This window comes from Bradyrhizobium sp. T-1, from assembly GCF_053592855.1.
Window position 1 is genome coordinate 3,833,154 of sequence record NZ_CM132115.1, and the last position, 24,826, is coordinate 3,857,979.

General features: G+C 64.2%; 19 protein-coding genes and 3 tRNA genes. 10 read left to right on the forward strand and 12 right to left on the reverse strand.

The genetic code is table 11. The features are described 5' to 3' along the window. Positions 1–72 precede the first annotated feature (72 nt). Positions 73–1,482: a type I glutamate--ammonia ligase gene (gene glnA, locus ACWAT4_RS18455; RefSeq protein WP_212300976.1), complete on the reverse strand. Its 1,410-nt coding sequence runs from the start codon at positions 1,480–1,482 to the stop codon at positions 73–75. Positions 1,483–1,632: 150 nt separating this feature from the next. Beyond that, on the reverse strand, positions 1,633–1,971 hold the full coding sequence (locus ACWAT4_RS18460) for a P-II family nitrogen regulator (RefSeq protein ID WP_007603495.1): 339 nt from the start codon (positions 1,969–1,971) through the stop codon (positions 1,633–1,635). Between the two features lie 378 nt (positions 1,972–2,349). On the opposite strand from ACWAT4_RS18460, the gene ACWAT4_RS18465 reads away from it, so the two are divergent. Further along, positions 2,350–3,849: an NAD(P)H-hydrate dehydratase gene (locus ACWAT4_RS18465; RefSeq protein WP_449731071.1), complete on the forward strand. Its 1,500-nt coding sequence runs from the start codon at positions 2,350–2,352 to the stop codon at positions 3,847–3,849. Next, the gene (locus tag ACWAT4_RS18470; RefSeq protein ID WP_212300974.1) at positions 3,849–4,292 is read left to right on the forward strand and encodes a GNAT family N-acetyltransferase; all 444 of its coding nucleotides are present in this window, start codon (positions 3,849–3,851) and stop codon (positions 4,290–4,292) included. Before ACWAT4_RS18465 ends, ACWAT4_RS18470 begins: the two co-directional genes overlap by 1 nt. A 1-nt stretch (position 4,293) precedes the next feature. On the opposite strand, the gene ACWAT4_RS18475 is transcribed toward ACWAT4_RS18470, so the two are convergent. Beyond that, on the reverse strand, positions 4,294–5,610 hold the full coding sequence (locus ACWAT4_RS18475; RefSeq protein ID WP_449731072.1) for a multicopper oxidase family protein: 1,317 nt from the start codon (positions 5,608–5,610) through the stop codon (positions 4,294–4,296). Between the two features lie 155 nt (positions 5,611–5,765). Here ACWAT4_RS18475 and ACWAT4_RS18480 point away from each other — a divergent pair. From ACWAT4_RS18480 to ACWAT4_RS18505, 6 genes are all read left to right on the forward strand, one after another. Then, positions 5,766–5,850: transfer RNA gene (locus ACWAT4_RS18480), tRNA-Leu, on the forward strand. Between the two features lie 181 nt (positions 5,851–6,031). Beyond that, the gene (gene tig, locus ACWAT4_RS18485) at positions 6,032–7,390 is read left to right on the forward strand and encodes a trigger factor (RefSeq protein ID WP_212300972.1); all 1,359 of its coding nucleotides are present in this window, start codon (positions 6,032–6,034) and stop codon (positions 7,388–7,390) included. Between the two features lie 292 nt (positions 7,391–7,682). Further along, positions 7,683–8,318, forward strand: a complete 636-nt coding sequence (locus ACWAT4_RS18490) for an ATP-dependent Clp protease proteolytic subunit (protein WP_212300971.1) — start codon at positions 7,683–7,685, stop codon at positions 8,316–8,318. A 450-nt stretch (positions 8,319–8,768) separates the two neighbouring features. Then, positions 8,769–10,040, forward strand: coding sequence for an ATP-dependent Clp protease ATP-binding subunit ClpX (gene clpX, locus ACWAT4_RS18495; protein WP_018642420.1), 1,272 nt, complete (start codon positions 8,769–8,771; stop codon positions 10,038–10,040). 325 nt (positions 10,041–10,365) lie between these two features. Further along, positions 10,366–12,789 carry an endopeptidase La gene (gene lon / locus ACWAT4_RS18500; RefSeq protein ID WP_212300970.1) on the forward strand — a complete coding sequence of 808 codons (2,424 nt, stop codon included), beginning with the start codon at positions 10,366–10,368 and terminating at the stop codon, positions 12,787–12,789. Between the two features lie 69 nt (positions 12,790–12,858). Next, positions 12,859–13,263, forward strand: coding sequence for a GFA family protein (locus ACWAT4_RS18505; protein ID WP_449731073.1), 405 nt, complete (start codon positions 12,859–12,861; stop codon positions 13,261–13,263). Positions 13,264–13,402: 139 nt separating this feature from the next. On the opposite strand, the gene ACWAT4_RS18510 is transcribed toward ACWAT4_RS18505, so the two are convergent. Beyond that, positions 13,403–13,479 (reverse strand) — tRNA-Val (locus ACWAT4_RS18510). Between the two features lie 133 nt (positions 13,480–13,612). On the opposite strand from ACWAT4_RS18510, the gene ACWAT4_RS18515 reads away from it, so the two are divergent. Continuing rightward, on the forward strand, positions 13,613–14,473 hold the full coding sequence (locus tag ACWAT4_RS18515; RefSeq protein ID WP_449731074.1) for a class I SAM-dependent methyltransferase: 861 nt from the start codon (positions 13,613–13,615) through the stop codon (positions 14,471–14,473). A gap of 185 nt (positions 14,474–14,658) precedes the next feature. Here ACWAT4_RS18515 and ACWAT4_RS18520 read toward each other — a convergent pair whose 3' ends face one another. The 5 genes from ACWAT4_RS18520 to ACWAT4_RS18540 are packed head-to-tail and all read right to left on the reverse strand — an operon-like array spanning position 14,659 to position 21,582. Next, positions 14,659–15,645: a cation diffusion facilitator family transporter gene (locus tag ACWAT4_RS18520; RefSeq protein ID WP_449731075.1), complete on the reverse strand. Its 987-nt coding sequence runs from the start codon at positions 15,643–15,645 to the stop codon at positions 14,659–14,661. Between the two features lies 1 nt (position 15,646). After that, the gene (locus ACWAT4_RS18525; RefSeq protein ID WP_449731076.1) at positions 15,647–18,859 is read right to left on the reverse strand and encodes an efflux RND transporter permease subunit; all 3,213 of its coding nucleotides are present in this window, start codon (positions 18,857–18,859) and stop codon (positions 15,647–15,649) included. Further along, positions 18,852–19,829, reverse strand: a complete 978-nt coding sequence (gene ihpB, locus ACWAT4_RS18530; RefSeq protein WP_212300965.1) for a divalent metal ion exporter adaptor subunit IhpB — start codon at positions 19,827–19,829, stop codon at positions 18,852–18,854. The genes ACWAT4_RS18525 and ihpB overlap by 8 nt, the downstream gene beginning before the upstream one ends. Continuing rightward, positions 19,826–21,100 carry a divalent metal ion exporter subunit IhpA gene (gene ihpA, locus ACWAT4_RS18535; protein ID WP_212300964.1) on the reverse strand — a complete coding sequence of 425 codons (1,275 nt, stop codon included), beginning with the start codon at positions 21,098–21,100 and terminating at the stop codon, positions 19,826–19,828. Before ihpA ends, ihpB begins: the two co-directional genes overlap by 4 nt. Before the next feature lie 56 nt (positions 21,101–21,156). Then, on the reverse strand, positions 21,157–21,582 hold the full coding sequence (locus tag ACWAT4_RS18540; protein ID WP_349630899.1) for a hypothetical protein: 426 nt from the start codon (positions 21,580–21,582) through the stop codon (positions 21,157–21,159). Positions 21,583–21,890: 308 nt separating this feature from the next. On the opposite strand from ACWAT4_RS18540, the gene ACWAT4_RS18545 reads away from it, so the two are divergent. Beyond that, complete coding sequence (locus tag ACWAT4_RS18545) at positions 21,891–22,784, forward strand: hypothetical protein (protein ID WP_212300963.1); 894 nt, start codon at positions 21,891–21,893, stop codon at positions 22,782–22,784. 13 nt (positions 22,785–22,797) lie between these two features. Here ACWAT4_RS18545 and pepT read toward each other — a convergent pair whose 3' ends face one another. The 3 genes from pepT to ACWAT4_RS18560 all read right to left on the reverse strand — a co-directional run bounded on the left by pepT (position 22,798) and on the right by ACWAT4_RS18560 (position 24,777). Beyond that, a complete protein-coding gene (gene pepT / locus ACWAT4_RS18550; RefSeq protein WP_212300962.1) occupies positions 22,798–24,045 on the reverse strand; it encodes a peptidase T in 1,248 nt (415 codons plus the stop codon). Positions 24,046–24,151: 106 nt separating this feature from the next. Beyond that, the gene (locus tag ACWAT4_RS18555) at positions 24,152–24,451 is read right to left on the reverse strand and encodes an HU family DNA-binding protein (protein WP_212444874.1); all 300 of its coding nucleotides are present in this window, start codon (positions 24,449–24,451) and stop codon (positions 24,152–24,154) included. Positions 24,452–24,700: 249 nt separating this feature from the next. After that, a tRNA-Asp gene (locus ACWAT4_RS18560) sits at positions 24,701–24,777 on the reverse strand. Positions 24,778–24,826 lie beyond the last annotated feature (49 nt).

Consider the following 24,826-nt stretch of genomic DNA (forward strand, 5'->3'; position numbering starts at 1 on the left):
TTTCAGCGTTCGCCCAAACGAAAAGGCGCCCCTCGCGGGGCGCCTTTTGTTTGTCGCGATCGCTCGGGCCGTTTAGCCCGAATAGTACATTTCGAACTCGACCGGATGCGGGGTCATCTCGAAACGGGCGACTTCGGTCATCTTCAATTCGATGTAGGCGTCGATGAAGTCGTCGTCGAATACGCCGCCGTTCTTGAGGAAGCCGCGGTCCTTGTCGAGGTTTTCGAGCGCCTCGCGGAGCGAGCCGCACACCGTCGGGATCTGCTTCAGCTCTTCCTTCGGCAGGTCGTAGAGGTCCTTGTCCATCGCCGGACCCGGATCGATCTTGTTCTTGATGCCGTCGAGGCCGGCCATCAGCATCGCGGCGAAGCCGAGATAGGGATTGGCCATCGGATCCGGGAAGCGCACCTCGACACGCTTGGCCTTCGGCGAAGCGGTGTAGGGGATGCGGCAGGAAGCCGAGCGGTTGCGCGCGGAGTAGGCGAGCAGCACGGGAGCCTCATAGCCGGGGACCAGACGCTTGTAGGAGTTGGTCGACGGGTTGGTGAAGGCGTTGATCGCCTTGGCGTGCTTGATGATGCCGCCGATGTAGTGAAGGCAGGTCTCCGACAGGTCGGCATATTTGTTGCCGGCGAACACCGGCTTGCCGTCCTTCCAGATCGACTGGTGCACGTGCATGCCCGAGCCGTTGTCGCCAAAGATGGGCTTCGGCATGAAGGTGGCGGTTTTGCCGTAGATGTGCGCGACCTGGTGGATGCAGTACTTGTAGATCTGCATGTGGTCGGCCATCAGCGTCAGCGTGTCGAACTTCATGCCGAGCTCGTGCTGGGCGGAAGCGACTTCATGGTGATGCTTCTCGACCTTGACGCCCATCTTGGCCATGGCGCCCAGCATTTCCGAGCGCATGTCCTGCACCGAGTCCTGCGGCGGAACGGGGAAGTAGCCGCCCTTGGTGCGGATGCGGTGGCCGAGATTGCCGCCTTCATATTCGGTGTCGGAATTGGTCGGCAGTTCCGAGGAGTCGAGCCGGAAACCGGTCTTGTAGGGTTCGGCCGAATAGCGCACGTCGTCGAACACGAAGAACTCGGCTTCGGGACCGACGAACACGCTGTCGCCCACACCCATCGACTTCACCATGGCCTCGGCCTTCTTGGCGATGCCGCGGGGGTCGCGGTTATAGGGCTCGCCGGTGGTCGGCTCGAGCACGTCGCAGGTGATGACCATCGTGGTTTCTGCGAAGAACGGATCGATCGTCGCGGTCACCGGATCAGGCATCAGGCACATGTCGGATTCGTTGATCGCTTTCCAGCCGGCGATCGAGGAGCCGTCGAACATCGTTCCTTCGGCGAAAATGTCCTCATCGATCATGCTGACGTCGAACGTCACGTGCTGCCACTTGCCGCGCGGATCGGTGAAGCGCAGATCGACGTATTTGACGTCGTTGTCCTTGATCGATTTCAGGACGTCTTTGGCGGTCTTCATGCATACCCCTTTTGGCTCTGCGGGTCGGTTTCCAGATGAGCAGATTCGTTCTCGCTTTCGGCGAGTTGGTGCAACCGCACAAACGAAATCAGGCCGCCGAAGCAGCCTTTTTTCTTTCAGAGTGTCGCAAAATTCGGGATAGCACCCGGCTCAGATAGCGTCCAGCCCGGATTCGCCGGTTCGGATGCGGATCGCCTCTTCGATATTGGAGACGAAGATTTTGCCGTCGCCGATGCGTCCGGTTTGCGCGGCGCGGCGGATCGCGTCGATCGCGCGCTCGACCAGGTCGTCGCCGATCACGATCTCGATCTTCACCTTGGGCAGGAAGTCGACGATGTATTCTGCGCCGCGGTAGAGTTCGGCGTGGCCCTTCTGGCGACCAAAACCCTTGGCCTCGGTCACGGTGATGCCTTGAAGACCGACTTCCTGAAGCGCTTCCTTCACCTCGTCGAGCTTGAACGGCTTGATGATGGCTTCGATTTTCTTCACTGCGCGCCTCCCGGCCTTTCGATCAAATAGCAACGTCTTCGTCAGGATGCGCTTCTCTCACGCACGATCTTGTCTTTGCTATGCCGGGACCTGACCAGCCCGGCACCAACGGCCGGCCACACCCAGATATTGCCAGTGAGCACGACGAACCGAAGCGGCTTCCTCGAAAGCAGGGTCTATGCCAAGTTGCAAATGCCCTGATTATTGGAGCGTTATCAGCCTTTTAACGAGCATCTCTGATAGGTGGAGCCGGTCGGCTCAAAATACCGCAGACTACGAAATAGGCAAACAGTTCAATATCTGTGCAGACAGGTGTTCCGTCGGGCGGATCGGCACGAAACGTGCCTGTTGAAAAGGCGTTTGGACCAGGGAAGTGGCATGGAAGTTCTTACCACCGCCGAGATGCAGCGGGCTGATCAACTCAGCATCACGGCCGGCACGCCCGGCTTCAAGCTGATGCTGAGCGCCGGCCAGGCGGTCGCCGAAGCCGCCAACGCGCTGGTGGAGGAGGGCCCGATCTTGATCGTGGCCGGTCCCGGCAACAATGGTGGCGACGGTTTTGTCGCAGCCGCCGAACTCGCCGCCCAGGGCCGCGATGTCTCGGTGATTCTGATGTGCGAGCGCGACCAGCTCCAGGGTGATGCGGCCTCGGCCGCGCGCGGTTGGAAGCACCCGGTGCTGCCGTTCAATCCGCAGGCGATCGGAAGGCCGGCGTTGATCATCGATGCGCTGTTCGGCGCAGGTCTTAGCCGTCCCGTCGACGGCGAGGCGCGCGCGATGATCGAGGCGATCAACGCCAACGGCGCGATGGTTCTGGCCGTCGATTTGCCGAGCGGCATCAACGGCACCGGCGCGGCCGTGATGGGGGTGGCGGTGAACGCCACCGAGACCGTCACGTTCTTCCGCAAGAAGCCCGCGCATCTGCTGCTGCCGGGCCGCATGCATTGCGGCCGCGTGCGTGTTGCCGACATCGGTATCGACGCACAGGTGCTCGACGAGATCGCGCCCCAGACTTTCGAAAACGATCCGGATTTCTGGGGCGTTGCTTTCCCGGTGCCGCGCATCGACGGCCATAAATACGCTCGCGGCCATGTGCTGGCGGTGTCCGGTGATGCGGCTGCGACCGGTGCGGCGCGTCTCGCCGCCCGCGGCGCCTTGCGCGCCGGGGCGGGTCTTGTGTCGCTCGCGACCCCGCGCGATGCGCTCGTCATCAACGCAAGTGCGCTGACGGCGGTGATGGTTCGTCCCGTCGACACCGTGGTCGAGTTCAGCGAGTTGCTCGGCGACAAGCGCTACAATACCTGCATGATCGGTCCCGGTGCCGGCATCGGCGAGCGCACCTGCGATATGGTTCACACCGCGATCTCGGCGCAGCGCCATGTCGTGCTCGACGCCGATGCACTGACGAGCTTTGCCGCAAATCCCGAGCGGCTGTTTGAGTCGATCAAGTCTTCGCCTGATGCGCGGGTCGTGTTGACGCCGCATGAGGGCGAGTTTCCGCGCCTGTTCTCCGACCTCAGCAACAAGACTCCGGGCCGCTCCAAGCTCGAGCGCGTGCGCGCTGCCGCCGAGCGGTCAGGTGCAATCGTGCTCTTGAAGGGCCCCGATACCACGATTGCCGCGCCCGATGGTCGCGCCACGATTGCCGCCAACGCGCCGCCCTGGCTTGCCACGGCAGGCGCCGGCGACGTGCTCGCCGGCATTATCGCGGGTCTTTTGGCGCAGGATGTGCCGGCGTTCGAAGCCGCCAGCATCGGCGTCTGGATGCATGGCGAGGCGGCCAGCGAAGCGGGGCCGGGGCTGATCGCCGAAGATCTCACCGAGACGCTGCCGGCGGTGCACCGGCGCATCTATAACGCGCTCGGGATCGAGTACTGATGCTCAGGCCGCTCGCGCTCACCGACATGGGCGCCGCGGCGCAGGTTCATCGGATCGCCTTCGATCGTGCGATGCCGTCGCTCGCCGGACTGCATACGCCGGACGAGGATCACTGGTTCTACCGCGAACGCATCTTTCCGGCCTGCCGCGTCTGGGGACGCTTCGACGGCGATGAGCTCTGCGGAATCGTCGCCTTCCGCGAGGGTTGGATCGAGCAGCTCTACGTCCGACCCGCCGCGCAGGGCCGCGGCATCGGCACCGAACTTCTCAACGTCGCCAAAGACAACAGCGAGCAGCTCGAGCTCTGGACCTTCCAGCGCAACACGCCGGCGCGGCACTTCTACGAAGCGCGCGGGTTTAGGCTGGTCGAGGAGACCGACGGGGCGCGGAACGAGGAGAAGGAGCCCGACGCTCGGTACGTTTGGACACGAGCGGGTCGTTAGATCACTCCACGGCGTACCACCGCACCAGCCGCGGTGCGGTCCAATCCGTCATCACGGATTCGATCAGCCATCGGCCCAGAGAGGTCGCAGCGAAGGCGATGCGCTGGGTCTGGCCGGGCTCAAGGGCGAGCGTATCGAGCCAGTAGGGCTTCCAGCCATCATCGAGCCGGTCGAGCAGGCGGAAATGGTGGCCGTGCAGATGGAAGACGGTCGTGATCGGGGCAGGGTTCTTCAGGGCCAGCACGACGGTGCGGCCGACCTTGGTGCGGAAGGCCGGGGCGGAGGCGGTGGAGAAATTGGCTGTTCGGGTCCAGCCGGCCTCGGTCGTGCCAACCGCGACCTCGAACCGCAGGGCGCCTTTCAGGTCGAGTTTTTCGGGAAGGTCGTTCGGCGGGAGCGGCTGTGACGGTGGTAGCGACGCGCGTCGCTCAGCCTTGCCGGAGACGGCGAGGCGCCCGATCGGGCGCGCCTCCTTGCCGTCGTGCAGCACGAATGCGGCTGAGGCGGCCGCGTCCACGAAGGCATCAGCGCGCGCGCCAGGGGCCAGCACCAGGGCGCCATTGCGGGCCGGGAAGGGCTCGGCCGGCTGTCCGTCCAGCGCGATCACCTGGACTTCATGGCTTTCTAATTTGATTGCCAGAACAGAGCGTTGCGAGCCGTTGATGAAGCGCAGCCGCAGCCGCTCGCCGGCCGCGGCTGAGAGTTCGAATGAAGTCCGCCCGTTCAGCGTGTAGAGCGGGGTGCTGCCCGTGGCGTCGCGGCCCGGCGGAAGCGCCGTGCCATCCGGCTTCATGCGCCATTCCTCGATCAACAGAACCTCGTCGCGGTCGTTGGTGACGGGGCTCGTCTCCGTGGCGATGATCGGGAGCGGGCGGGCCGGCTCGTTCAGGCGGTCCTCAAAGAGACGGAAGTTGGCTAGCAAGGTTCCCGCGTTTGGTATTGAGATAATTGATGTTTCGGTCGATCCCGGCGCGGTGGGCGCCCGTCCCGCCAGCGGATCGGCTACGGTTGTGCCATCGAGGCCGTACCAGGCTGGGGCAATCGGCACAGGCAGGTCGTTCCGAAAGACCACTTCGCAGCGGTCCCCGCGCTTAAGGTGCACATTCCCGATATGGCTTGCGGCGGCCAGCTCCCAGATCGGTGTAGCCGGCTGATCCGGCCCCAGAGCCAGCGTGGCTGGCCTTGCCTGCAGGAGGACCTGGGCGGTGGGAAGCGGGACCGCGCCGCCGGTGGTCAACCCGACAACAGAGGCCCCCAGGGAAGCACCGACTCCGGCCAAAACCTCTCGTCTGGTGGGGTCGAAAATCCGCGGTTTCATGGGCTCGATCCGGACCACGCCGCGCTGGATAAGTCCAGCCATCATGCCTACTTGGAGAGTGCCTCGATCAGGCCATTTTTTTGCTGCGAACAGTCGGGCACATGCTATAAGCCCGGCCGCCCGCGGCATCGCGGCCGGTCTTGATGCAAATTCACGCGGGCGTGGCGGAACTGGTAGACGCGCTGGATTTAGGTTCCAGTGACGAAAGTTGTGGGGGTTCGAGTCCCTCCGCCCGCACCAAGCGCTTATCGCGTTTGCACGGATTACCGAAGGGCCTCGCTCCGCGCGGATGATTGTCCGCTCGGGGCAGGGCTCTGATGAACCACCGGCGTTGAGGCGTTAGCCTCGCGCCGGATCGATTGATGACAGCGTCCTGATGCGCGATGAGTGCCGGGACCGAACGAGAAGAAGATTGGACGCCATGCAGGTCACAGAAACCCTCTCGGAAGGCTTGAAGCACGAGTTCAAGATCAGCGTTCCCGCGTCCGATCTCGACGCCAAGGCTGGTGCCAAGCTCGTCGACCTCAAGGACAAGGTGCGCCTCAACGGCTTCCGTCCCGGCAAGGTGCCGGTCGGTCACCTCAAGAAGGTCTATGGCCGTTCGGTGATGGCCGAAACCATCGACCAGACCATCCGCGACACCAACACCCAGCTCTTCACCGAGCGCGGCTTCAAGCTCGCGACCGAGCCGAAGATCACCATGCCGACCGAGAAGGCCGAGGTCGAGGAACTGCTCTCGGGCAAGTCCGACCTGACCTACACGGTCACGATCGAGGTGGTGCCCGCGATCGCGCTCGCCGACTTCAAGGCCTTCCAGGTCGAGAAGCCCGTCGCCGACGTGTCCGATTCGGACGTCGACGAGGCGATCAAGCGCATCGCCGACAGCAATCGCGGCTATGCCCCCAAGGGTGAGGGCGAGAAGGCCGCCTCTGGCGACCGCGTCACCATCAACTTCAAGGGCACCATCAACGGCGAAGCCTTCGAGGGCGGTACCGGTGAGGGCATCCAGGTCGCGATCGGCTCCAACACCTTCATCCCCGGCTTCGAGGAGCAACTCATCGGCATCGGCGCGAACGAGACGCGCACGCTGAAGGTGTCGTTCCCGAAGAACTACATGAGCGAGAAGCTCGCGGGCCAGCCGGCCGAGTTCGAGACCACCGCGACGCTGATCGAGGCGCCCCAGGATCTCACCATCGACGACGAGTTCGCCAAGACGCTCGGACTGGAATCGCTCGACAAGCTCAAGGAAGCCGCGCGCGAGCGGCTGACTGCCGAGTTTGCCGGTGCAACGCGCCAGCGCGTCAAGCGCGCGCTGCTCGACCGTCTCGACGAGGCGCACCGCTTCGAGGCGCCGCCCTCGCTCGTCGACGAGGAATTCAATCTGATGTGGAACTCGGTCAGGGCCGAGATGGATTCCGCCGGCAAGACCTTTGCCGACGAGGACACCACGGAGGACAAGGCGAAGGAAGAGTACCGCAAGATCGCCGATCGCCGCGTGCGTCTCGGCCTCGTGCTCTCCGAGATCGGCGAGAAGAACAAGATCACCGTGACCGACGACGAGGTCGGCCGCGCCGTGATCGAGCGCGCGCGCCAGATGCCGGGCCGCGAGAAGGAAGTCTGGGACTTCTATCGCAACAACGCCCAGGCGTTGGCGCAGCTTCGCGCGCCGATCTACGAGGACAAGGTCGTCGACTTCATCCTCGAACTCGCCAACGTGACCGAGAAGAAGGTCTCGCGCGAGGACCTGTACAAGGACGACGAGGAAAAGACTGCAGCCTGAAGGCTTTGAGACAGTTTTCTATTAAGGATGATCAGCGAAGGGGCCCAGCTAGCCAGATGGCCGGCTGGGCCTTTTTGTGAGAATCAGCTTCAAGTGCCAAAGGGGATCAGGTCGATTAAGCCTTAATTCGCTCCGCACTTGTCTGGTGCGAATTGGGCTATATCTGTCGGTACCTACGCGTTCTGCCTCTATCAACTTCCTGCATCACGGGACGTCCATCGGCCTTCCGGCACATCCAGCCTGACTGGTAGCCAAGACTGGCGATGTCCGCCTCTAAAACCCTAGGTGACTCATGCGCGATCCGGTTGAAACCTACATGAACCTCGTGCCCATGGTGGTCGAGCAGACCAACCGTGGCGAGCGCGCCTACGACATTTTCTCGCGCCTGTTGAAAGAGCGCATCATCTTCGTGACCGGACCGGTCGAGGACGGCATGTCGACACTGATCGTCGCGCAGCTCTTGTTCCTCGAGGCGGAAAATCCGAAGAAGGAAATCTCGATGTACATCAACTCGCCGGGTGGCGTGGTGACGTCGGGCCTTGCGATCTACGACACCATGCAGTTCATCCGCCCGCCGGTTTCCACGCTGTGCACGGGCCAGGCGGCCTCGATGGGCTCGCTGCTGCTCTGCGCCGGCGAGAAGGACATGCGCTTCTCGTTGCCGAACGCCCGCATCATGGTGCATCAGCCCTCCGGCGGCTTCCAGGGCCAGGCCACCGACATCATGCTGCACGCGCAGGAAATCCTGAACCTGAAGAAGCGGCTCAACGAAATCTACGTGAAGCACACCGGCCAGACCTACAAGACGATCGAGGACGCGCTGGAACGCGACAAGTTCCTGACCGCCAACGACGCCAAGGAGTTCGGCCTGGTCGACAAGGTCATCGATAAGCGCGCCGAAGAGGCCGCGGCTGCGAAGGCCCCGTAAGGCCAACCGGGACTGCAGCTTTGATCCCCGGGAATGCCGGGGATCGTCAGCACGGCGTTCACGTTAAGGACGCGTTCGCAAAGGCGCAAAAAGCCGGTTCTGCGCCCTGCGACAGGCAGAAAGTTCCGCTTTCGTGCTCGTTATTTCGTGGTAATCCAGCAACGCTGGCGTGATTTCGGTCACTTCGCCCGTGCCAAGACGTGAAATCACGGTATTGTCACGGGTAGCCGGCGGCCCCCCGATTAGCGAATTCTTGATAGTCGGGTGACAGCATGGTTGGCTACGAATGATCGGCTATGATCGCGGAGAATCGAGTGACCGTGATTCGCACGGGATGTAACGCGTAGGTCTTTTTTGGTACGGAATTTGCTCTATTTGAATCCCTTACCCGCCAACGTTTCGGGATGGGACGATCGAGCGGACGGGATCGAACCGCGGACGGAGACATGAATGAGTAAGGTCGGCACGAGCGACTCCAAGAACACGCTATATTGCTCGTTCTGCGGCAAGAGCCAGCACGAAGTTCGCAAACTGATCGCGGGTCCCACGGTCTTCATCTGCGACGAATGCGTCGAGCTCTGCATGGACATCATCCGCGAGGAGAACAAGTCCTCGCTGGTCAAGTCGCGCGACGGCATTCCGACGCCGAAGGAAATCTGCAAGGTGCTGGATGATTACGTCATCGGCCAGAGCCATGCGAAGAAGGTCCTGTCGGTCGCGGTGCACAACCACTACAAGCGCCTCAACCACCAGACCAAGCACAACGACGTCGAGCTCGCGAAGTCGAACATCCTGCTGATCGGTCCGACCGGCTCGGGCAAGACGCTGCTCGCGCAGACGCTCGCCCGTATCCTGGACGTGCCGTTCACGATGGCGGATGCGACCACGCTGACCGAAGCCGGCTATGTCGGTGAGGACGTCGAGAACATCATCCTGAAGCTGCTCCAGGCCGCGGACTACAATGTCGAGCGCGCCCAGCGCGGCATCGTCTACATCGACGAAATCGACAAGATCAGCCGCAAATCCGACAATCCCTCGATCACGCGCGACGTGTCGGGTGAGGGCGTGCAGCAGGCGCTGCTGAAGATCATGGAAGGCACGGTGGCTTCGGTCCCGCCGCAGGGGGGCCGCAAGCATCCGCAGCAGGAATTCCTGCAGGTGGACACCACCAACATCCTGTTCATCTGCGGCGGTGCGTTCGCCGGCCTCGAGAAGATCATCTCGGCGCGCGGTCGGTCGACCTCGATCGGTTTCGCTGCGCAGGTGATGGCGCCGGAAGATCGCCGGACCGGCGAGATCTTCCGTCACGTCGAGCCCGAGGATCTGCTGAAGTACGGCCTCATCCCAGAATTCGTCGGCCGTTTGCCTGTTGTGGCGACGCTTGAGGACCTGGACGAGACGTCGCTGAAGAAGATCCTCACCGAGCCGAAGAACGCGCTGGTGAAGCAATACCAGCGGTTGTTCGAGATGGAGAACATCGAGCTGACCTTCGCCGACGAGGCGCTTGGCGCGGTTGCCCGCAAGGCGATCGAGCGCAAGACCGGCGCGCGTGGTCTGCGTTCGATCCTCGAAGCGATCCTGCTCGAGACCATGTTCGACCTGCCGGGCCTGGAAGGTGTGGAAGAAGTCGTGATTTCCCGCGAAGTCGTGGAAGGAACGGCCCGTCCGCTCTACATCTACGCCGATCGGACCGATCGTGCGGTCGAGAACGCCAGCGCCTGATTTCTCGGCGCTGGAACGCTTCCTATCGTCTTTCACGGTAGCGGCTGCGGAATTGTAATCCGCAGCCGGAATTGCGTCGCTTATTTGCGTGCGTAAGCGCCTGATGGCGCGCGTTTTTCAATGACTTGACACCCCCCGGGTCGATAGCCACCTAATGTCGGCGGCGAGCGAGAATTCTGTTCAAGATTCGCCTTAATTTCGATCCGGCAAGCCCGGTCCAACCTTCGCATGGTAGGCCGGGTCTTGTGGATCACCTCGGCACCTTGTGGCGGTTGCGCATGAGAAGCGGGCTGCGTGCGAGGGGGCAAAGCAAAAGGAAAAGGCCATGACTAATCCAAAACCCCGGCCAACCATCGTCCATGGCGAGACGCACGCCTATCCCGTGTTGCCGCTGCGCGATATCGTCGTCTTCCCGCACATGATCGTTCCGCTTTTCGTCGGTCGCGAGAAGTCGATCCGCGCGCTCGAAGAGGTGATGAAGAACGACGCGCTGATCATGCTGGCGACGCAGAAGAATGCGTCCGACGATGATCCGGCACCCGATGCCATTTACGAGACCGGTACGCTTGCCAGCGTGCTGCAGCTCCTGAAGCTTCCCGACGGCACCGTGAAGGTGCTGGTCGAGGGGCTCGAGCGCGCGCGCGTGGCGAAATACACCGATCGCGCCGACTACTATGAAGCAACCGCAATTGCGCTCGCCGACACCGATGCGAAGTCGGTCGAGGCCGAAGCACTGGCGCGCTCGGTCGTGTCCGACTTCGAGAGCTATGTGAAGCTCAACAAGAAGATCTCGGCCGAGGTCGTCGGCGTCGTGCAGGCAATCACCGATTTCGCCAAGCTCGCCGACACGGTTGCCTCGCATCTCGCCGTCAAGATCGCGGATCGGCAGGGAATCCTGGAGACGCTGTCCGTCACCACGCGCCTGGAGAAGGTGCTGGGTCTGATGGAGAGCGAGATCTCGGTGCTGCAGGTCGAGAAGCGCATCCGCTCGCGCGTCAAGCGCCAGATGGAGAAGACGCAGCGCGAGTATTATCTCAACGAGCAGATGAAGGCGATCCAGAAGGAACTCGGCGACGACGACGGTCGCGACGAGCTCGCCGATCTCGAAGAGAAGATCTCCAAGACCAAGCTCTCCAAGGAAGCGCGGGAGAAGGCGCAGCATGAATTGAAGAAGCTGCGCCAGATGTCGCCGATGTCCGCGGAAGCGACCGTCGTGCGCAACTACCTGGATTGGCTGCTGTCGATCCCGTGGAACAAGAAGTCCAAGGTGAAGAAGGATCTGGAAGCGGCGCAGGCCATTCTGGATTCCGATCACTACGGCCTTGAGAAGGTCAAGGAACGCATCGTCGAGTATCTTGCGGTGCAGTCGCGCGCCAACAAGCTGACGGGCCCGATCCTGTGCCTCGTCGGCCCTCCCGGCGTCGGCAAGACCTCGCTCGGCAAGTCGATCGCGAAGGCGACCGGCCGCGAGTTCGTGCGCGTGTCGCTCGGTGGCGTGCGCGACGAGGCCGAGATCCGCGGTCACCGCCGCACCTATATCGGCTCGATGCCCGGCAAGATCATCCAGTCGATGCGGAAGGCGAAGTCGTCCAATCCGCTGTTCCTGCTGGACGAGATCGACAAGATGGGCGCCGATTTCCGCGGTGATCCGTCCTCGGCCTTGCTCGAGGTTCTCGACCCCGAGCAGAACGGGACGTTTGCCGACCACTATCTGGAGGTCGACTACGATCTGTCGAACGTCATGTTCATCACGACCGCGAATACGCTCAATATTCCCGGGCCGCTGATGGACCGCATGGAGATCATCCGGATCGCCGGCTACACCGAGAACGAGAAGGTCGAGATCGCGCGCAAGCACCTGATCCCGAACGCGGTGTCCAAGCATGGCCTGGACTCCAAGGAGTTCTCGATCGACGACGACGCGCTGCTGCTTCTGATCCGCCGCTACACCCGCGAAGCGGGCGTGCGTAATCTGGAGCGTGAGCTCTCCACACTCGCCCGCAAGGCGGTGAAGGAGCTGATGATCTCCAAGAAGAAGTCGGTCAAGGTCACCGAGAAGACTCTGGAAGAGCTGCTCGGCGTGCCGAAGTACCGCTTCGGCGAGATCGAGAGCGAGCCGCAGGTCGGCATCGTCACCGGCCTCGCCTGGACCGATGTCGGCGGCGAGCTGCTGACGATCGAAGGCGTCATGATGCCCGGCAAGGGCAAGATGACGGTCACCGGAAACTTGCGCGACGTCATGAAGGAATCGATCTCGGCGGCGGCGTCCTATGTCCGCTCGCGGGCGATCAATTACGGCGTCGAGCCGCCGCTGTTCGACCGGCGCGACATCCACGTGCACGTGCCGGAAGGCGCGACGCCGAAGGACGGCCCGTCGGCGGGCGTGGCAATGGCCACCGCGATCATCTCGGTCATGACCGGCATTCCGGTCCGCCACGATGTCGCGATGACCGGCGAGATCACGCTGCGCGGCCGCGTGCTGCCGATCGGCGGTCTGAAGGAGAAGCTGCTGGCCGCTGCCCGCGGCGGCATCAAGACGGTGCTGATCCCCGAGGACAACGCCAAGGATCTCACGGAGATTTCCGATGCGATCAAGGGCGGCATGGAGATCATCCCGGTTTCGCGTCTGGACGACGTCGTCGCCAAGGCGCTGGTGAAGAAGCCGGTGCCGATCGTCTGGGAAGAGGACACCAAGGTGACGGTGAAGCCCGACGGCGACGAAGCCGCTGGCGGCCTGACGGCTCACTGAGATCGCAATCCGAAAAGATGATAAAACGGCGCCTTCGGGCGCCGTTTTTGTTTTGGGGAAGGAAATGCGATGCAGGTCGACGGTCACTGCCATTGCGGCAAGATCACCTTCGAGGCCGAGATCGACCCCGAGGCGGTCTCGGTCTGCCACTGCACCGATTGCCAGGCCCTCACGGGCTCGCCGTTCCGGGTGACGGCGATCTGCACCGCTGCCGACGTCACACTCACCGGCGGCACGCCAAAAGTCTACGGCAAGCGCGGCGACAATGGCCGGATGCGCTTCCAGCACTTCTGCGCCGACTGCGGTTCCCCGCTGTTCACCAGCGGCGAAGGCGACCAAGCTGACGATTGGGGCATCCGCTGGGGCTCGATCCGCCAGCGCGACAAATTGCGCCCCGTCAGGCAGATCTGGTGCCAGTCGGCCGCAGTCTGGATCGACGCCGTGCCGCTGCTGCCGGGGAGGCCGGGGGATTAGGTTGGCTTGCCTAGCCGAAGCTCGCGGCCCAAAGCCCGCCTTCGCCCGTTGGGCTTCGGCGAGGCAGCCTTCGCTTGCTTCGCATCAATGAGCACCTGGGCTGGCTTGCCAAGCCGTAGCCTGCGAAGCAGGCGAAGGCTGGTGGGCGGTCACGGATTCGAACCGCGGACCCTCTCGGTGTAAACGAGATGCTCTAACCAGCTGAGCTAACCGCCCCACGGCGCCTCTTTAGCCCTCCGGCGGGTGTTGGAGCAAGAGGCCGCCGCATGGCAAACCGCGCTCATTTGACCTCTGGATCGGTCTCCGACGTGGTATCACCCCGCCAAATTAGAAAATGACAGAGGCCCCCATGCAACCACCCAGCGGACACGAGCAAAACGCCGACCAGATCGCCTATTGGAACGGTCCGAGCGGCCAGCGCTGGGCCGATCGCCATGCGGCGCAGGAGAGCCTGCTCGGCCCCATCGCCGATGTGCTGATCGACCGCGCCAGGCCGAAGCCGGGTGAGCGCGTTCTCGATGTCGGCTGCGGATCGGGTGCGACGACCTTTGCATTCGCAAAGGCTGTGGCGCCCGATGGCTTGGCGCTCGGCCTCGACGTGTCCGAGCCGATGTTGTCGCAGGCGCGCGCATTTGCGCCGAAGGGGTTGCCGCTGGATTTCGTGCTGGCGGATGCGACGGTGCATCCGTTCGAGCCGGCGAGCTTCGATCTGCTGGCCTCGCGCTTCGGCGTGATGTTCTTCGCCGATCCCGTTGCGTCCTTCAGCAACCTCCGCCGGGCGCTCAAGCCCACCGGGAGGCTCGCTTTCGTCTGCTGGCGCGAGCCCAAGGAAAACCCGTGGATGATGGCGCCGCTGATGGCGGTCTACAAGCACGTGCCGAAGATGCCGCCGGTCGGGCCGGAGGAACCGGGCCCGTTCGCCTTCGCCTCCGAAGAGCGCGTGATGCGCATCCTGAAAGGCGCGGGCTTCGCGGACGTAGCGATGGAGCCGCATAATCTGGCGATGGACATCGCAATCGGCGGCGGGCTCGACGCCGCTGTCGACGGCTCGCTTCAGATCGGCCCTGCCAGCCGCGCGTTGCAGGGCCATCCGCCGGAGACGTATGCTGCGGCCAAGGCGTCGATCCGCGAGACGCTTGCGCCGTACCTCAAAGGGCAGAGCGTGGCGCTGCCGGGCGCGATCTGGATCGTGACGGCGAAGGCGGGCTAGGGACGATCGCTCTTGGTCGTCATTGCGGATGAGCGTGCCTCATAGTTGGTATCGTCCCGGCGAAGGCCGGGACCCATACCCACAGGGAGAAGTTGTGGCGCGAGGCTCCCACTCCGAGTCTTCGTCAAACGGCTCCCTGGGGGCGTGGGTCCCGAATCGGTGTTTGGAATCGCCACGCAACTCTCTCACACCACATCATCCGGCGCCAGCGCGCAGCCATTGTCCGCATGCGTCTCGACCTGCAGCGTGGTGTGGCCGATGCGGAAGGTCGTTTTCAGCAACTGTGCGGTCTCCATCAGGAATGCGTCGGCCGTGCCGGCGGGCATGAAGAGGTGGCAGGTCAGCGCCGTCTCGGTGGTCGAGATCGGCCAGACGTGGAGATCGTGAATCGCCGAGACGCCCGGGCGTGCCAGCAGGAACGCCTTGATCGCGGCGAGGTCCGTGCCCTTGGGGGCGGCGGCCATCGACATGTCGATGGAGCCGCGCAAAAGGCTGGTCGTGCTCCAGAGAATGGTGCCGCAAATGACGAGGCTGGTGACGGGGTCGAGCCAGAGCCAGCCGGTCCAGATGATCAGCGCCGCCGAGACCACGACGCCGAGCGAGACTGCGGCATCGGCCGCCATGTGCAGATACGCGCCCTCGATATTGATGTCGTCCTTGCGGCCGCTGGCGAACAGCATGGCGGTAAAGCCGTTGATGAGGATGCCGATGCCGGCGACCACCATCACCGTGACGCCCGCGACCGGCTCCGGCTCGCGCAGGCGCAGGATCGCCTCCCAGCCGATCGCGCCGGTGGCAACCAGCAGGAACACCGCGTTCGCAAGCGCGGCCAGAATGGTGGAGGCGCGCAGGCCATAAGTGAAGCGGCCGCTCGGCGCGCGCCGTGCCGCGATCGAGGCGCCCCAGGCGACGACGAGACCGAGCACGTCAGACAGATTATGGCCGGCGTCCGCGAGCAGGGCGGTGGAGTTGCCGACATAGCCGTAGACCGCCTCGGCCACGACAAGCGCGGTGTTGAGCGCAATGCCGATCGCGAACGCCTTGCCGAAATTGGCGGGCGCGTGGACGTGTCCGGCACCATGAGCATGATCGTGATGATTGCCGTGACCATGATCATGCCCGTGGTCGGCATGATCGTGGTGGTGATGACCGTGATGGTCGTGACTGTCCAACCTAGCGCTCCCCGGACGTCGCCAAATCAGGCGCCATTGTAGGCGTTTCATTTGTCACGTCACGGCGGAACAGCACGTAGAGCGCCGGCAGCACCAGTAGCGTCAGGATGGTCGAGGAGATGATGCCGCCGATCACGACGGTCGCGAGTGGCCGTTGCACCTCGGCACCGGCACCGGTCGCAAGCGCCATCGGTACGAAGCCGAGCGAGGCGACGAGGGCCGTCATCAGCACCGGTCGGAGTCGCGTCAGCGCGCCCTCATACACGGCCTCGGCAACGGATCGCCCCTCGCTGCGCAGCCGCTCGATGAAGGCGATGATGACGAGGCCGTTGAGCACGGCCACTCCGGACAGCGCGATGAAGCCGACCCCGGCACTGATCGACAGCGGGATGCCGCGCAGCAGCAGCGCCGCGACGCCGCCGGTGAGGGCCAGCGGCACGCCGGAGAACACCAGCGCCGCGTCGGCGGCCGACCCCATGCCCATGAACAAAAGCATGAACACCAGCAGCAGCGCCACCGGCACGACGATCGTCAGTCGCTTGGTGGCGGAGACCAGTTGCTCGAACTGGCCACCCCAGCCGATCCAGTAGCCCGGCGGCAGCTTGACCTTCTCGGCCACCGCGTCCTGCGCCTCTGCCACGAAAGAACGCAGGTCGCGGCCCCTGACATTGGCCATCACCACCACGCGGCGCTTGCCGTTCTCGCGGCTGATCTGGTTGGGGCCGGGCGCGATCTCGATTGCGGCAACGGAGGACAGGGGCACATAGCGGAGCGCGGCGCCCGAAGTCCCGGACCAGGCGGTCTTGGTGACAGGCGTCGCATCCTCGGCCGGTGGCAAGGGGATCGGCAGCGACTTGATCGCGTCCGGATCGGCTCGCAGACTCTCCGGCAGACGCACCACGATGTCGAAGCGGCGGTCGCCCTCGAACAGTTTTCCGGCCGGCTTGCCACCGATCGCGATCTCGACGAGGTTTTGCACCTCGCTGAGGCTGAGGCCGTAGCGCGACAGCGCCCGGCGGTCGAGCTTGACGGTGAGGATCGGCAGGCCCGCGACCTGCTCGGTCTTGACGTCGGCTGCGCCCTCAATGCCGCGAACGACGCCGTTGACCTGCTGGGCGATGCCGGCGAGCACGTCGAGATCGTCGCCAAAGATCTTGACGCCGACGTCGCTGCGGATGCCGGCGATGAGCTCGTTGAAGCGCATCTGGATCGGCTGCGTCATGCCATAGGCGGTGCCGGGCAGGGTGTTGGCGGTGCGCTCGAGCTCGGCGACCACCTCGTCCTTCGGCTTGGCGGGATCCGGCCATTCGTTGCGCGGCTTGAGCGTGACATAGGTGTCGGCGACATTCGGCGGCATCGGATCGTTAGCGATCTCGGCGGTGCCGATCTTGGAGAAGATGGTCGCGACTTCGGGCACCTGCTTGACCGCCTGCTCCAGCCGAAGCTGCATGTCGACGCTCTGGGTGAGGCTGGTGCCGGGAATCCGGATGGTCTCGATGGTGATGTCGCCCTCATCCAGGCTCGGGATGAACTCGCCGCCCATGCGCGTTGCGGCAAGCAGGCTACCGGCGACGATCAGCACGGCACCGAGCGCAACGCTGCGGCGATAGCGGATGGCGCGGTCGAGCAGCGGCACGTAGAACCGCTTGGCCGCGCGCATGAAGATGTTCTCCTTCTCGGAAACTTTTCCGGTGACGAAGATCGCCACCGCGGCCGGGACGAAGGTGACCGACAGCAGCGCGGCGCCCGCAAGCGCCATCAGCACGGTCAGTGCCATCGGCGTGAACATCTTGCCCTCGGTCCCCGTCAGGGTCAGGACCGGCAGATAGACCACGGCGATGATGAGCGTGCCGAACAGGCTGGGCTTGATGACTTCACTGCTGCCGGCGCGGATGGTCTGGAGCCGCTCCTCCAGCGTCAGCAGCCGGCCACGCCGGTGCTGCTCGGCGGCGAGCAGCCGCAGGCAGTTCTCGACGATGATGACCGCACCGTCGACGATGATGCCGAAATCGATGGCCCCGAGACTCATGAGATTGGCGCTGACCTTGCTCTCGACCATGCCCGTGATCGTGAACAGCATGGACAGCGGAATGACGCAGGCCGTGATCAGGGCGGCCCGGATGTTGCCGAGAATCAGGAACAGCACAGCGATCACCAGCGCGGCGCCCTCGACGAGGTTTTTCTCGACGGTCTGGATGGTCGCTTCCACCAGATGCGTGCGGTCATAGACCGCGCGCGCGATCACGCCGTCGGGCAGTGATTTCGCGATCTCGTTGAGCCTTGCCGCGACGCGTTGGGCCACGCTCCGGCTGTTCTCGCCGATCAGCAGCATGGCGGTGCCGAGCACGGTCTCGCTGCCATTCGCTGTCGCAGCACCCGAGCGCAAATCCTGGCCCTCGCTGACTTCGGCGACATCGCGGATGCGGACCGGCACGCCGCCGCGGGAGCCGATCACGATGTCGCGGATGTCGGCGATATCAGCGACCTGGCCGGGGGCACGGACGAGATATTGCTCACCATTGCGTTCGATGTAGCCGGCGCCGACATTGGCGTTGTTGGCGGCCAGCGCGGTCATGATGTCGCGGAAGCCGAGCTTGTAGGCCATCAGCCGGCCGGGGATCGGCAGCACATGGAATTGCCGCTCATAACCGCCGATCGAGTTGACCTCGACCACGCCGGGGATGGTGCGCAGCTGCGGCTTGATGATCCAGTCCTGGATGGTGCGCAGCTCCGTCGGCGTGAACTCGGTGCCATCAGGCGACTTCGCGCCGGCCTTGGCCTCGACGGAGTAGACATAGATCTCGCCGAGCCCGGTCGAGATCGGGCCCATCGCGACCTCGGTGCCGGCGGGCAGCTGATCCCTGGCCTGCTGGATGCGCTCGTTGACGAGCTGCCGGGCGAAATAGATGTCGGTGCCGTCCTCGAACACGACCGTGACCTGGCTCAGCCCATAGCGCGAGATGGAGCGCGTATAGTCGAGTTTTGGCAAGCCGCCCATCGCGGTTTCGATCGGGAAGGTGATGCGCTGCTCGGCTTCGAGCGGCGACAGGCCCGGCGCGCGCGTGTTGATCTGCACCTGCACGTTGGTGACATCGGGCACGGCGTCGATCGGCAGGCGGGTGAAGTTCCAGACGCCGAAGGCGCCGGCCGCGAGTGCGAGCAGGACCACCAGCCAGCGCTGGCGGACCGAGAAGGAGAGGAGCGCGTCAATCATGATCGGCGTCTCCCTTGCCCATCTCCGCCTTCACGACGAAGCTGTTCTCGGCGACGTAGCGTTCGCCGGCGGAGAGGCCGGCGCGGATCTCGACGAATTTCGGATCGGAATCGCCAAGCTCGACCGGGCGTGCCTCGATCTTGTCGTTGTCCTCGCGCACGAAGACGATGGTCTTGTTCTCCAGCGTCTGGATCGCGCTCCGGCGCACGGCGACCGCGACATTGCGGGCGGCGAGGACCAGCCGCGCCGTGACGAATAGGCCGGGACGCAGGCGTCCGTCGGGATTTGGCAGCACCACGCGGGCGAGCGCGGTCTGGGTCTCGCTCGACCCGATCGGGGCGAGGTAGGAGATCGTACCCTTGATCTCGCCACGGCCGTCATCAGGATCGATCAGCACCTCGTCGCTGAGGCGGACGCGCTTGAGGTCCTGCCGGTAGATCGAGAGATCGACCCAGATGGTCGAAAGGTCGGCGACGACGAAGGCCGGCTTCTGCTCGGAGGCATATTCGCCGAGCGAGATCTGCCGCTCGATGACGGTGCCGGCGATCGGCGCCCTCAGCTCGTAGACCGTCAGGCTCTGGTTGCTCTCGATGGCGGCGAGCAGGTCGTCCTTGCCGACCTTGTCGCCGATGCGCTTCTGGATCGATTTGGCGAGGCCCGGGAAGCGCGGCGTCACCTGCACCACGGCTTCCTGATTGGCGCGCAGGATGCCGTTGAAGGAGAGCGTGTCGGTCAGCGTGACGCTCGCAGCTTCCGCCAGCGTCACGCCGGCGGCCGCGAGCTTGACGTCGGAGATGCGGATGCGGTCGGCGCCGTGCTCGTCCTGCTCGACATGGTCGTTCGGCTTCTCCGGCTTCTTCTCCGTGGCTTGTTCGTTGGGAGCGACCTTGGCGGGGGCAAGCTGGGAATAGCCGTAGGCGCCGAGTGCCGCGGCAACGATGGCGACAAGGATGGCTGAAGGGGTCTTCATCGCGCGCTCTCCCGGGCCAGCGCAAAGGGATTGCCGACGAGGCCTTCGATGGTGGCAACGCCGGCGTGGAAGTTTTGCAGCGCTTCCTGCTCGCGCAGCCGCGCCTGGGTCACGCTCGCCTGGGCGTCGAGCACTTCGAGCAGGGTGAAGCGGCCCTGGCCGTAGCCCTGCGAGATCGCATCGGCCGCCTCAGTTGCCTTGGGGATTGCGGTCTCGCGCAGCACCGCAAGCTCGCGCAGCGAGCCCTGTAGCGAGTCGTAGGCGCGGCCGGCGACCACGATCAGCGTGTTGCGGTTGGCCTCGCGCTCGGCGCGGGTCTTGGCGAGGCTTTCCTGCGCCGAGAGGATGTTGCCCTGGTTCTGGTCGAACACCGGGATCGGCACCGACACGGTGAGGCGGACTGCGTCGTCATTGGTCTCGTTGAAATGGCGCCAGCCGGCGGCGATCCGCACGTCGGGATAAGGCTTGAGGCGTGCCATCAGCAGTTCGGCGTTCCGCTGCGCATACACCGCGGTCCAGCGCACCAGCTGCGGATTAGCATCGATGGCGGCGACCACCGACTGGAATGTCGGCGGCTTTCCCATGGTGTCGAGACGTCCGGAGACCTCGCCGAACCTTGCCACGGGATCGCCCATCAGCACGGCAAGCTCGCGCCGGGCGCTGGCCAGCGTCCCCTTGAAACGCTCGCGGTCGGCCTTGACCAGGGCGGAGGCGACCTCGGCGCGGCCGGTCTCGGCGGGTGAGGAGGCGCCGGCCTCGACGCGGCGGCGCAACAGCGGCGTCAGCTTGTCGATTGCGCTGATCTGCTCGTCGAGGATCTGGATGCGCCGCTGCGCACCGAGCACGCTGAGGAAGGCGATCGCGGTTTCCGACAGCACCTCCAGCCTGATCGCCTTGCGCTGGATCGAAGCGACTTCGATGCCGGCTGCCCCCGCCGCGATCCGCGCGTCGCGCTTGCCGAACAGCTCAAACGCCTGGCTGATCTGAAGCGTAGTCTCGGCCGATTTGGTGCCCCGATAGATGCCTGACCCGAACGAATTGTCCTGTTCATAGGACAGTTCCGGATTGAGCAGGGCGCCCGCCTGGAGGCGCTGGCCGGTGGCGATGCCGACATCGCGTTCCGCGGCGGTCAGGCGTGGGCTCGCAGCCAGTGCGCGCGAGAGCGCAGCGCGCATCGTGAGCGTCTGGGCGTGAGTGTGCTGCGTCAGCCAGGGGCTGACCAAAATCGCCATCGCGCACGAGAAGCGCGCGGCCGTCCGTCTGCAAGACATGAAGGTGACCTGTGAACAATCGCATCGTGGGCGCACGCGGCGCCCGGCTGATCAGTTCAGGTCAATTGTTTGGGGGGCCGGGAGTCGGTATCGGGCGCAATGCCGATCAGTGCGGGCGCGCGCTGGGCGACCGGTGCGGCTACGATGGCAGCCGCGACGTCCGGCTGCGCCGACTGCGTGACGGCGATCGAGAAACAACCGTGGCAGTGATGGCCGCCGAGCGCCTTGTGATCGCCATGGCCGGAACCGTTGTCGAGGATCGAGGCGATCTCCGAGCCGCCTGAGGGGCTGGTGACATCAATGTCGTGCGCGCCGTGCAGGACGCCAGAGAGCAGGTACATGATTGCCACCAGCACAGCCACAAGCCCGCGCCAGTTGCGCGAGGACCAAAAGCTATGGAGGCGGCGGGTTGTAGTCACGAGGTCACTCAGTTCCCGATCCGCTTCCGGTAGCATGGCGGCTGGAATGGTGTCGACCTGCAATAATGTTACGTGTGGGGAACTCGATGTCGCATAGTGGGCAAACACGAAAAGGCCCCAGCCCGGGGCTGACCGGCTGAGGCCTTTTGTGCTCACAATCTTCATCCGTTGGGACTTGCAGAGACAATTCGGGTCTCAGCAGTTCGTTCCCGCTGCCTGCCAAAGTTAGGAACGTTCTCCGGTCCCCCTCATTAGCGCCCCGGAGCCTTTGAGGAGGATGGGACTATGGACGGACTGATTTATCTGATCGGCCTGATCGTCGTGATCATGGCGATCTTGTCGTTCTTCGGCCTGCGCTAGCGAGAACAGCGATGGCCATCGAAACTCTCATGCAGGACAACGTCATGGAAGGCGGCTTCATCGCCGCCGAAGAACGCCGGAGCATCCAGTGGAGCTCCGTCATCGCCGGCGCTTTTGCGTCCGGCGCAATGTCGTTCATTCTGGTCAGCTTTGGCGTGGCCATCGGCCTCGGTGTCAGCTCGGCCTCGCCGACCTGGCGCGATGCATCGGCGGCGCTCGCGCTGCTGTCGGGATTCTATCTGATCGTCCAGGCGATCATCAGCTTTGGAGTTGGCGGCTACATCGCCGGCCGGACGGCACGACCGGCGCCGGCGCTGGCGACGATCGAGGATGATGGCGAGCGGCGCGACGGGCTTCACGGACTGACGTCCTGGGCGTTGGCGGTGCTGATCGGCGCGACGCTGCTGGCGGTCATCGGCGCGGCGGCGATCGAACGCTCGCCGATGCGAAGCGCAAGTGGCAATGCGAGCTCCGCCGAGCCGCTGCTGAGCTATGAGCTCGACAAGCTGTTCCGTGCCCCGCGGCGGCCGCCCAACACGGATATGCGGGAAGCGCGTGCCGAAGCCGGCCGCATTCTGATGACTACATCGAGCCACAGCGGCATCAGCGTCGATGATCGCGCCTACCTCATTCAGCAGGTTGCTGCGCTGACGGGATTGGGTGCGCCTGACGCCGAGCGGCGTGTCGATGCCTCGATTGTCGACTCCCACGCCGCGATCAACCGCGCTAGGCGGAATTCGGTGATTGTCGCCTTCTCGGTTGCAGCGGCGGCCCTGATCGGCGCCGCCGTGGCTTGGGTTGCGGCCGTTGCCGGCGGGCGGCACCGCGATGGCGAGCCGATGCCGAACTGGATGGCGAGCTCGAACCGCTTCCATCGTGGTCGGCGCGCAATGCCGGTGCCGTAGGAGAAGGCTTACTTCAAGCCTTCTCCTCCCAGATCATCGCGAGATGCACGATGGTCTGCACGGCCTTCTCCATGTCCTGCCGGCTGACCCATTCGAGCCGCGAGTGAAATGCGTGCTCGCCGGCGAAGATGTTGGGGCAGGGCAGGCCCATGAACGAGAGCCGCGAGCCATCGGTGCCGCCGCGGATCGCGGTGCGCATCGGACGCAGTCCCGCGCGGCGGATCGCCTCGATGGCGTATTCAAGGATGTGCGGGTGACGGTCGATCACCTGCTTCATGTTGCGGTATTGCTCGCGGACCTCGAACTTGTAGGTCGAGCGCGGATACTCCTTCATCACGTCCTTGACGATCCCCTCGAGCAGGACCTCCTTCTCCTTCAGCCCTTCCTCGGTGAAGTCGCGCACGATGAAGGACAGGGTCGCCTGCTCCAGCGCGCCCTCGATGCCGACGGGGTGCAGGAAGCCCTGCTTGCCCGCGGTCGTCTCCGGCGAGCAGCCCTCCTTGGGCAGCCGCTCGACGATGGCCGCCGCGATCTTGATCGCGTGCTCCATCTTGCCCTTGGCATAGCCGGGATGGGCGCTGACGCCGGTGATGGTGATGGTGGCGCCGTCGGCCGAGAAGGTCTCGTCCTCGACCGAGCCCGCGGTCTCGCCGTCCATGGTGTAGCCGAAATCGGCCCCTAACTTCTTGATGTCGACATTGTCGACGCCGCGGCCGATCTCCTCGTCCGGCGTGAACAGGATCTTGATGGTGCCGTGCTTCACATCGGGATTGTTGATGAAGAAATGCGCGGCATCCATGATCTCGGCGACGCCGGCCTTGTTGTCGGCACCCAACAGCGTGGTGCCGTCGGTGGTGATGATGTCGTTGCCGATCTGGTGCTTCAGCGCGGGATGTTCAGCGAAGCGGATCACCTGGTTGGGATCGGCCGGCAGGGTGATGTCGCCGCCACGATAGTTCTTGACGACCTGCGGCTTGACGTCCTTGCCGGTGACGTCGGGCGAGGTGTCCATGTGCGAGCAGAAGCAGATGACCGGCACCTTCTTAGGTGTGTTGGCCGGGATCGTTCCATAGACATAACCGTAATCGTCGAGATGGGCATCCGCGACGCCCATGGCTTTCAGCTCGGTCACGAGCACGCGGCCGAGATCCTTCTGCTTCTCGGTCGATGGCGAGGCCGGGGAATTCGGATCGGACTGGGTGTCGATGGTGACGTAGCGCAGGAAGCGCTCGGTCACGGTATGCGCGAAGGTCAGGGACATTTCTGGTCAAACCGCCGGGTCTTTGGGGAGAGGTGGGCAGTATATCAGGAAAGCAGGCCGGGTTGCGGCGAGACCGATGCGGATTCAGGCTTAACGAAAGGTAGCGTCAGATCGCCTCTTTCAGTTCCTTGACCGGGCGGAAGGCGACCTTCTTGCTGGCCTTGATGTGGATTGCCTCGCCCGTGGCAGGATTGCGACCGGTGCGGGCGGCGCGCTTGCGGACCTGAAGAATGCCGAGCCCGACGATGCGGACGCGATCGCCCTTCTTGAGGTGCTTGGTGATCAAGTCGACCATGTCGGTCAGGACGGCCTCGGCGTGCTTCTTCGAAAGATCCTGGCTTTCCGCGATGTTGGCGGCGAGGTGCTTGAGCGTGATCGTGGCTGGAGCAGCAGCTTTCTTCGCCATGTCTGGCCTCCTCGGGTGTCGCGCGGAAGCCTGCCGGGGCTTCCCAAACTGCCAAGTTCCCGCAGGCCTAGACGATTCGGGATGGGACTGACTATGCCGGCCGTCCGGCGGCGGGATTTTCGCGTGGTTTCTCAAGCAAATCCGGCCGTTTCCGCTGGCCCCACGCGAGCTCAGCCGTAATATCCGACGCAGGCGTCGTCGATCGGCCGGAGGATTCTACTGCTAAGTCTTTGAAGATATTGCCAAAAATGGCGCGAGAGACGGGGCTCGAACCCGCGACCTCCGGCGTGACAGGCCGGCGCTCTAACCAACTGAGCTACTCCCGCGTGACGCGTATGTGTCCGCGCGGAACGAGGGGGGACTTAAAGGGGGGAC

What these genes read in the sequence shown, in the direction of transcription:
- ACWAT4_RS18525 (WP_449731076.1), bottom strand. Translation starts at nt 18,859, where the DNA reads ATGATTGACGCGCTCCTCTCCTTCTCGGTCCGCCAGCGCTGGCTGGTG.
- ACWAT4_RS18490 (WP_212300971.1), top strand. Translation starts at nt 7,683, where the DNA reads ATGCGCGATCCGGTTGAAACCTACATGAACCTCGTGCCCATGGTGGTC.
- tig (WP_212300972.1), top strand. Translation starts at nt 6,032, where the DNA reads ATGCAGGTCACAGAAACCCTCTCGGAAGGCTTGAAGCACGAGTTCAAG.
- ACWAT4_RS18475 (WP_449731072.1), bottom strand. Translation starts at nt 5,610, where the DNA reads ATGAAACCGCGGATTTTCGACCCCACCAGACGAGAGGTTTTGGCCGGA.
- ihpA (WP_212300964.1), bottom strand. Translation starts at nt 21,100, where the DNA reads ATGTCTTGCAGACGGACGGCCGCGCGCTTCTCGTGCGCGATGGCGATT.
- ihpB (WP_212300965.1), bottom strand. Translation starts at nt 19,829, where the DNA reads ATGAAGACCCCTTCAGCCATCCTTGTCGCCATCGTTGCCGCGGCACTC.
- ACWAT4_RS18505 (WP_449731073.1), top strand. Translation starts at nt 12,859, where the DNA reads ATGCAGGTCGACGGTCACTGCCATTGCGGCAAGATCACCTTCGAGGCC.
- lon (WP_212300970.1), top strand. Translation starts at nt 10,366, where the DNA reads ATGACTAATCCAAAACCCCGGCCAACCATCGTCCATGGCGAGACGCAC.
- ACWAT4_RS18465 (WP_449731071.1), top strand. Translation starts at nt 2,350, where the DNA reads ATGGAAGTTCTTACCACCGCCGAGATGCAGCGGGCTGATCAACTCAGC.
- ACWAT4_RS18470 (WP_212300974.1), top strand. Translation starts at nt 3,849, where the DNA reads ATGCTCAGGCCGCTCGCGCTCACCGACATGGGCGCCGCGGCGCAGGTT.
- ACWAT4_RS18545 (WP_212300963.1), top strand. Translation starts at nt 21,891, where the DNA reads ATGGCCATCGAAACTCTCATGCAGGACAACGTCATGGAAGGCGGCTTC.
- pepT (WP_212300962.1), bottom strand. Translation starts at nt 24,045, where the DNA reads ATGTCCCTGACCTTCGCGCATACCGTGACCGAGCGCTTCCTGCGCTAC.
- clpX (WP_018642420.1), top strand. Translation starts at nt 8,769, where the DNA reads ATGAGTAAGGTCGGCACGAGCGACTCCAAGAACACGCTATATTGCTCG.
- ACWAT4_RS18555 (WP_212444874.1), bottom strand. Translation starts at nt 24,451, where the DNA reads ATGGCGAAGAAAGCTGCTGCTCCAGCCACGATCACGCTCAAGCACCTC.
- glnA (WP_212300976.1), bottom strand. Translation starts at nt 1,482, where the DNA reads ATGAAGACCGCCAAAGACGTCCTGAAATCGATCAAGGACAACGACGTC.
- ACWAT4_RS18515 (WP_449731074.1), top strand. Translation starts at nt 13,613, where the DNA reads ATGCAACCACCCAGCGGACACGAGCAAAACGCCGACCAGATCGCCTAT.